Source organism: Citrobacter sp. (assembly GCF_050252275.1).
GTDB lineage: Bacteria > Pseudomonadota > Gammaproteobacteria > Enterobacterales > Enterobacteriaceae > Citrobacter_A > Citrobacter_A amalonaticus.
The window spans coordinates 1-6,740 of the sequence record NZ_JBFWLF010000254.1 but is presented as its reverse complement, the minus strand read 5'-3'; the positions used below and the strand labels follow the sequence as shown (position 1 = coordinate 6,740).

The 6,740-nt window shown below is 51.7% G+C and carries 9 protein-coding genes; 5 read left to right on the top strand and 4 right to left on the bottom strand.

The genetic code is table 11. The annotated features are described in order from the left end of the window. Position 1 precedes the first annotated feature (1 nt). Both fliR and rcsA read left to right on the top strand, forming a co-directional pair. Positions 2–739, top strand: a complete 738-nt coding sequence (gene fliR, locus AB7E14_RS18385) for a flagellar biosynthetic protein FliR (RefSeq protein WP_428169767.1) — start codon at positions 2–4, stop codon at positions 737–739. Between the two features lie 279 nt (positions 740–1,018). Beyond that, complete coding sequence (rcsA, locus tag AB7E14_RS18380) at positions 1,019–1,642, top strand: transcriptional regulator RcsA (RefSeq protein WP_043000281.1); 624 nt, start codon at positions 1,019–1,021, stop codon at positions 1,640–1,642. 55 nt (positions 1,643–1,697) lie between these two features. On the opposite strand, the gene dsrB is transcribed toward rcsA, so the two are convergent. Continuing rightward, positions 1,698–1,886 (bottom strand): protein DsrB, encoded by a 189-nt coding sequence (dsrB, locus tag AB7E14_RS18375; RefSeq protein WP_042318262.1) that lies wholly within the window; start codon positions 1,884–1,886, stop codon positions 1,698–1,700. A gap of 129 nt (positions 1,887–2,015) precedes the next feature. Here dsrB and yodD point away from each other — a divergent pair, with 129 nt between their 5' ends. Together yodD and AB7E14_RS18365 are read left to right on the top strand one after the other, a co-directional pair. After that, complete coding sequence (yodD, locus tag AB7E14_RS18370) at positions 2,016–2,243, top strand: YodD family peroxide/acid resistance protein (protein ID WP_042318260.1); 228 nt, start codon at positions 2,016–2,018, stop codon at positions 2,241–2,243. Between the two features lie 290 nt (positions 2,244–2,533). Next, positions 2,534–3,349 carry a mannosyl-3-phosphoglycerate phosphatase-related protein gene (locus AB7E14_RS18365; RefSeq protein WP_316961776.1) on the top strand — a complete coding sequence of 272 codons (816 nt, stop codon included), beginning with the start codon at positions 2,534–2,536 and terminating at the stop codon, positions 3,347–3,349. Here the strand turns inward: AB7E14_RS18365 and dgcQ are convergent. From dgcQ to AB7E14_RS18350, 3 genes are all read right to left on the bottom strand, one after another. Continuing rightward, the gene (gene dgcQ / locus AB7E14_RS18360; RefSeq protein ID WP_316961777.1) at positions 3,346–5,040 is read right to left on the bottom strand and encodes a cellulose biosynthesis regulator diguanylate cyclase DgcQ; all 1,695 of its coding nucleotides are present in this window, start codon (positions 5,038–5,040) and stop codon (positions 3,346–3,348) included. The genes AB7E14_RS18365 and dgcQ overlap by 4 nt on opposite strands. A 118-nt stretch (positions 5,041–5,158) precedes the next feature. Beyond that, positions 5,159–5,341, bottom strand: coding sequence for a YodC family protein (locus AB7E14_RS18355; RefSeq protein WP_043000278.1), 183 nt, complete (start codon positions 5,339–5,341; stop codon positions 5,159–5,161). Between the two features lie 75 nt (positions 5,342–5,416). Then, complete coding sequence (locus AB7E14_RS18350; protein ID WP_090049404.1) at positions 5,417–6,334, bottom strand: DUF808 domain-containing protein; 918 nt, start codon at positions 6,332–6,334, stop codon at positions 5,417–5,419. 171 nt (positions 6,335–6,505) lie between these two features. Here AB7E14_RS18350 and AB7E14_RS18345 point away from each other — a divergent pair. Then, on the top strand, positions 6,506–6,740 hold a 235-nt coding region (locus AB7E14_RS18345; RefSeq protein ID WP_428169766.1), incomplete at its 3' end, for an EamA family transporter.

The following is a 6,740-nucleotide window of genomic DNA, read 5'->3' as shown; positions in this document are numbered from 1 at the left end:
GCTGCTGCGCGTACTGGCGCTAATTACTACCGCTCCGATCCTCAGTGAACGTGCCGTCCCCAAACGGGTAAAGCTGGGGCTGGGGATCATTATTACCCTCGTCATTGCCCCTTCGTTGCCGCCTAAAGACGTGCCAATTTTTTCGTTTAATGCGTTATGGCTGGCGATGCAGCAAATTCTGATCGGCATCGCGCTCGGCTTTACCATGCAGTTTGCCTTTGCGGCGGTGCGTACGGCGGGTGAGATTATCGGTCTACAGATGGGGCTTTCCTTTGCCACCTTTGTCGATCCGGCAAGCCATCTGAATATGCCGGTGCTTGCCAGAATCATTGATATGCTGGCGATGCTGCTGTTCCTGACCTTTGACGGTCATCTGTGGCTGATTTCGCTGCTGGTCGACACGTTCCACACCCTGCCCATTGGCGGTAATCCGGTGAACAGCAACGCGTTTCTGGCGCTGGCCAGAGCGGGCAGCCTGATCTTCCTCAACGGGTTGATGCTGGCGCTGCCGGTCATCACCATGCTGCTAACGCTGAACCTGGCTCTGGGATTACTAAATCGTATGGCACCGCAATTATCCGTATTTGTGATTGGTTTTCCGCTTACCCTGACCGTGGGCATCGCGTTAATCGCGGCATTAATGCCGTTGATTGCGCCGTTTTGTGAACACCTATTTAGCGAAATTTTCAATTTATTAGCTGATATTGTTAGTGAATTGCCCGTTAATAATAGTCCATAATGTTTATCTTGTTATTCTAAGGATTATCCTAAAGTCATTCAGTAAAAACATCTACCAGGATAACTCTCACGCGCTTTATTTGTTTTTATCTCACTCACATAACGCAACATTTACTTTACTTTAAGACAATTCCAGGCAAATTATACGTAACTTTACGGGATAGTAAGTCCGCCTGAAAACCGCAAACGCGTCTCATTAGGTGAAGCATTCGGTTCCGTTAAGTTGTGTGAGATATTCGGGTAAGGGGAATTATCGTTACGCATTGAGTGAGGGTAAGCCATGTCAACGATTATTATGGATCTATGCAGTTACACCCGGCTAGGTTTGACCGGGTATCTGGTAAGCAGAGGGGTGAAAAAAAGGGAAATCAACGACATCGAGACCGTTGACGAACTCGACATCGCTTGTGATACACACCAACCTTCTGTGGTGTTTATTAATGAAGACTGTTTTATCCATGACCCAGCCAACAGTCAGCATATAAAGCAAATCATTAATCAGCATCCCAATACGTTATTTATTGTTTTTATGGCAATTGCCAATGTGCATTTTGATGAATATCTGTTAGTCAGAAAAAACTTATTGATCAGTTCAAAGTCAATAAAGCCAGAATCACTGGACGATCTCCTTGGCGATATTCTGAAAAAAGAGACGGATTCCGCCAGTGTAATAAATTTACCGACGTTATCATTAAGTCGTACTGAGTCCAGCATGCTGCGCATGTGGATGGAAGGCCAGGGAACAATTCAAATTTCGGATCAAATGAATATCAAGGCAAAAACGGTGTCATCCCATAAGGGGAATATAAAACGAAAGATAAAGACGCATAACAAACAGGTTATCTATCATGTCGTCAGACTAACCGATAACGTGACCAACGGTATCTTTGTTAACATGCGATGAGACGTCCCGACTGGTGGATGTCCCACCAGCCGGGTTTACATCGGCTGTCGCAATCCTACTCTGCCTTCTCCACAAAGATACCATCCTGATGCCCTGACTCATTAAAGAACCAGATGCCGAGCGGGTAGTCTTCCAGCGAAACCAGGTACATTGTGCCTTCACTAAACTCTTCCACTGCCAGTACCACGCCAGGACGACGAGAACCGCCGTCCGTTTTGACTGTGACCCGATCATTCACCTTCATCATTATCCTCCTGTGGCTTTGTGCCAGTGTAGAACAAAAACCGCTGCCTGACAGCGTCTGAGCAGTTCGATTGCGGGTTTTCTCAACGGTCTATACTTAGTCTGTGGCACGGTGAATGACGAGGTTGAAATGAAGACCGCGAAAGAGTACAGCGATACCGCAAAACGTGAAGTCAGCGTCGATGTTGACGCGTTGCTGGCGGCGATTAATGAAATCAGCGAGAGTGAGATCCATCGTAGCGGAAACGACCCGGACAGAGTCAGTGTGGATGGCCGTGAGTATCATACATGGCATGAATTAGCCGAGGCGTTTGAGCTCGACATCCATGATTTTAGCGTGACGGAAATTAATCGATGAGCTGCAGCGAAAAAAATCCCGACCCTGACGGGTCGGGATGAAACTTGCTTATGCAAGAAGCACTTGAAAATTCGTTACACCAGGAAATCTGATGTACGCTAAACCTTATCCGCAATTTTTTTGTATGACAAGCAAATATTTTTCAGACAAATGATTAATCCTTCTAATGGTTGGGACGGACCGGCTGCCAGCGCGCCTGATGACGGGATCGATCCCATTTCCCCTTCAGGCCAAACACCCTGTTTTTAGGATTTATCCAGAATACGGCGACCCACGTGACAGGAATAAAAATGCTTTCACTCGACGCTCCATTGCTGATTTTTACCGATCTGGATGGCACGCTGCTGGACAGTCACACTTATGACTGGCAGCCTGCCGCCGCCTGGCTCGCCCGACTGCGTGAGAAAAATATTCCGCTGATCCTGTGCAGCAGCAAAACGGCGGCGGAAATGCTGCACATCCAGAAGTTACTCGGCTTACAGGGATTGCCGCTGATTGCTGAGAATGGCGCCGTGGTTGAACTGGACAGCCGTTGGCAGACGCATCCTGACTTCCCGCGACAGATAGCCGGTGCTTCACATGCTGAAATTAGCGCCGTGATTAACAAACTTCGTACCCGATCCTCGTTTAAATTTACGACGTTTGATGATGTCGATGAGTCCACCATCGCCGAGTGGACTGGCCTGACGCATGCCCAGGCCAGCTTAACGCGCCTGCATGAAGCTTCAGTCACGCTGATCTGGCGCGACAGCGATGATCGAATGGCCGACTTCACCCGACAGCTAAACGACCTGGGATTACAGTTTGTTCAGGGCGCGCGATTCTGGCATGTCCTGGATGCCAGCGCTGGAAAAGATCAGGCTGCAAACGGGCTGATTGCCCAATATCAGCAACAGGGGAAGCGACGTCCGGTCACCGTCGGACTGGGCGATGGCCCGAATGACGCGCCACTGCTGGAGGCGATGGATTACGCCGTCATCGTGAAAGGCTTAAGTCGCGAAGGGGTAATTTTACGCCCCGACAGCACCGTGCAGGTTTACCGCACGCAGCGAGAGGGACCGGAAGGCTGGGACGAAGGCATGACCCATTTTTTCGCCACGCCTTAGCCTTTATCCGAGACACAGACCCGGTTACGGCCTGCCTGTTTTGCCAGGTAGAGTCTACGGTCCGCCAGTGACTGGAGCTGCTCAAAATCATAGTCTTCGGTCTCCTGGGTACTACTCACCCCGAGTGAGGCGCTAATCCGCAACGTGGCACTTTTCGCCACCAGAATCTCTTTCTCATTCAGCCGCAGGCGGATACGTTCGGCTATCTGCTCCGCCTGCGCCAGTGAAGTTTCCGGCAGGACTACACAGAACTCCTCCCCGCCGACTCGTCCCGCAACATCATAAGTACGCAATGTCCCGCTGATTAAGCCTGCGGCATGCGTTAACACCCGATCCCCGGCCTGGTGACCAAAGCGATCATTAATACTTTTGAAGTGGTCCAGATCGATCTGAATAACCGACAGCGGTTGTTTTTGCGTTCGGCAACGCTGAGTCAAGTGCTTAGCTTTTTCAAACAGCGCGCCGCGGTTATACAAGCGGGTCAGCGTATCGTGCCAGGCCTGCCACTGAAGTGAACTTTGCAGCACAAACATATTGCTGACCATTTGACGGATGACCACCCAGGAGATGATCAGCATCGCGGTGAACAGCGCCCACAGTAACGCCAGCGCAATACTGATGCTGCCGAAATCGCCGTGTACCCCTTCGCTTAAGGTATGTACCCGCACCAGTACGCCATCGAAATGATCCAGACGTTGCCAACTGATGTAGCGGCTCCCCATGCGCAAACCGCCTACGGTATCCTGCTCGATATCGTGCGCGAGCATCGCCAGTTCGCGCTCATCAAAGGTGTTCGCGTTTCTCAATTCCGCCGAGGAACCGGCCAGCAGCTTCAGTCTGCTGTCATAGAGTTGATACACCCCCTCCACGTCCTTATCGATCGCTTCATCCATAAACCGTTCGACTGCCGACACGGGGATGGTCATCGCCAGCACGCCAAGCCAGTAAAAGTGATAATCCAGCGGTACGCTAACGGTCACGCGCTGCTGCTCGTAAGAGAGATCGGGTGACGGCGTGGTGAACCAGCGTACGCCGCGCATGCGGTTTTTTCGCTGCGACTGCTCGGTAAACCAGGGTTGGATCACGTAGTCGTAATATCGGGTAGTAATATCGCTGGACAGCGATGTCGGTAACGTGGAGACGTAAAAGCCCGCGCGCGAGACATACATCGCCTGTTGCGACATCGATGTACGGATGATCGCTAAACGCAACAAATAGCCCACTTCCAGCGCGGCGGTCAGCTCGTTATTCAGCGATTGATCGTCACGCGAGAGCAACTGAGTTTGACTTACAAACGCATCAGAAACGCCATTCAGCGGCAGCGTCCGTCGCTTATCCAGCTCAAGCTGCCAGACGCGTGAATGACGCAACTGCTCAAAATGGGTAACCGCATCTCTTAAGACCGAAAACCCCAGCGGGGTGATCAGCGCCTCATGCATCCCGTCACGCAGAAACAGCAGCTTATCCACATTGAATTGCAACTGCTTGTCGAGCGAGTTGGCGACATTTTCCAGATGATTACGCTGGCTGGAGATATAGGCGTCTTCCAGGACGACCACTTCCCGCCAGGTCAGAAGAGTCGAAAAAAACATGACAATCAGAAAGCAGAGATTCACGACGTGGCCAGGGCCGAGTCGCCGCGCCAACGTTTTCAGCCAGCCCCCGTTTTCCATCGTTGCTTCGTGCGGCACTCTGCCCACTCCCTACTCGCTGTTGCTTTCCTAATCCTGGCATAACGCAGTACGTTACGTATTGTTGCCGTCACGCATTTTTTAAGAAAACGCCCGACATCCGCCGGGCGTTTTGTCATCAGGCTTCATCACACCGTCTACAGGTAGCGCCAGCGACGAGTTCATACTCATGGAATGCCTCTCGCTTGACGCCAAACCCATCATACCACCGACACTCCACCATACCGCTGGAATAGCCGGTGACAATCATACGCGGACCGCCCTCTTTCACAGTCACTTCCTCACTGACCAAAAAAACCATGTTACCTCCTGTATCCAGTGAACGTTTTCACCTTAGACGAGGATGTCCGGTTTTGCCTCATTCTGAGGAAGACTTTTAGTGCGCAACCCCGCGCATTCTGGCAACGGCTTTCACCAGCAGCACAACGATGGCACCGATGATAAACCCCAATACCAGATTCAGCAGCGTCGGTAAAATCAACGCCACCACAGCATTTTGCTGCTGGGCAAACTGTTCAATGGCATGATGCAACGGCGCAATACCGTGTACCACAATTCCCCCGCCCACCAGGAACATGGCCAGCGTACCCACCACCGACAGTGATTTCATCAGCCACGGCGCGACAACCAGCAGCCCTTTCCCTAATGTCTGCGCCAGCACGCTGGTTTTTTCTGCCAGCCAGTACCCCATATCATCCAGCTTAACGATGAGACCAACCAGACCATAAACGCCAATGGTCACCACCAGCGCGATGCCTGACAAAACCAGCACCTGGTTGAGCAACGGCGCCTCGGCCACAATCCCGAGCGTGATCGCCACGATCTCTGCCGAGAGTATAAAGTCGGTTCGCACTGCGCCTTTGATTTTATCTTTCTCAAACGCCAGCGGATCCTGCGCCGCCAGCGCTTCCAGCCGCCGCTGTCGCTCAGCCGGATCTTCTTTGTGTTTTCGCGACTCGAAGGTGTGCAGGACTTTCTCCACGCCCTCAAAACAGAGGAAGGCGCCGCCAATCATCAACAGCGGTGTAATCGCCCAGGGAATAAAGGCGCTGATGAGCAGCGCCAGCGGCACCAGGATCACTTTGTTAACCAGCGAGCCTTTCGCAACGCTCCAGACCACCGGCAACTCGCGGTTTGCTCTTACCCCCGTCACCTGCTGCGCGTTAAGCGACAGGTCATCCCCCAGTACACCAGCGGTTTTCTTCGCGGCCAGTTTGCCCATCATCGAGATGTCATCCAACAGCGTGGCGATATCATCGAGTAAGGTCAGTAAGCTACTTCCTGCCAAAATTATTCCCTCATTTTTTTATTCTTGAAGCGTTAAGTATGGAGTAAAACACGCGAGGCCGAAACTGGTGTTATTCGTCAACATTTTTTTAACAAGAAGCATGAATTATATCGCTCGCCAGCCTGATAGTTTTCGCGTTTACTATGTCGCTTGTTAGCGTTTTTCACGTGAGGGATTATGCGTTTCAGGCAGTTGTTACCGCTTTTCAGCGCGCTGTTCGCGCTGTATATCATCTGGGGTTCCACCTATTTCGTCATCCGTATCGGTGTGGAAAGTTGGCCGCCGCTGATGATGGCTGGCGTGCGCTTTCTCGCCGCCGGAGGACTGTTAACCGCCTTTTTACTACTGCGCGGCCATAAACTGCCGCCGCTTCGTCCTCTGCTTAACGCGGCGCTGATTGGTATTTTACTGC

Bases quoted from the DNA above. Each gene is read 5' to 3' on its own strand.
- rcsA (WP_043000281.1), top strand. From the start codon at position 1,019: ATGTCAACGATTATTATGGATCTATGCAGTTACACCCGGCTAGGTTTG.
- dsrB (WP_042318262.1), bottom strand. From the start codon at position 1,886: ATGAAGGTGAATGATCGGGTCACAGTCAAAACGGACGGCGGTTCTCGT.
- yodD (WP_042318260.1), top strand. From the start codon at position 2,016: ATGAAGACCGCGAAAGAGTACAGCGATACCGCAAAACGTGAAGTCAGC.
- AB7E14_RS18365 (WP_316961776.1), top strand. From the start codon at position 2,534: ATGCTTTCACTCGACGCTCCATTGCTGATTTTTACCGATCTGGATGGC.
- AB7E14_RS18355 (WP_043000278.1), bottom strand. From the start codon at position 5,341: ATGGTTTTTTTGGTCAGTGAGGAAGTGACTGTGAAAGAGGGCGGTCCG.